The organism is Alteromonas sp. S167 (genome assembly GCF_036864375.1).
Lineage (GTDB): Bacteria > Pseudomonadota > Gammaproteobacteria > Enterobacterales > Alteromonadaceae > Alteromonas.
The window spans coordinates 1-574 of sequence record NZ_JAZETR010000039.1 but is presented as its reverse complement, the minus strand read 5'-3'; the positions used below and the strand labels follow the sequence as shown (position 1 = coordinate 574).

Sequence of the window (574 nt, the reverse complement as noted above, 5' to 3'; positions counted from 1 at the left end):
TCAGGGATGACTCATCTTTGGGCCGGCTTCCCGCTTAGATGCTTTCAGCGGTTATCCGTTCCGAACATAGCTACCGGGCAATGCCATTGGCATGACAACCCGAACACCAGCGGTTCGTCCACTCCGGTCCTCTCGTACTAGGAGCAGCTCCCATCAATCATCCAACGCCCACACCAGATAGGGACCGAACTGTCTCACGACGTTCTAAACCCAGCTCGCGTACCACTTTAAATGGCGAACAGCCATACCCTTGGGACCGACTTCAGCCCCAGGATGTGATGAGCCGACATCGAGGTGCCAAACACCGCCGTCGATATGAACTCTTGGGCGGTATCAGCCTGTTATCCCCGGAGTACCTTTTATCCGTTGAGCGATGGCCCTTCCATACAGAACCACCGGATCACTATGACCTACTTTCGTACCTGCTCGACGTGTCTGTCTCGCAGTTAAGCTAGCTTATGCCATTGCACTAACCTCACGATGTCCGACCGTGATTAGCTAACCTTCGTGCTCCTCCGTTACTATTTGGGAGGAGACCGCCCCAGTCAAACTACCCACCAGACACTGTCCACAA

General features: G+C 54.2%; 1 rRNA gene. It reads right to left on the bottom strand.

Features of this window, described 5'->3' with window-relative positions:
* A 23S ribosomal RNA gene (locus V7R35_RS17835) occupies positions 1 to 574 on the bottom strand; the annotation flags it as partial.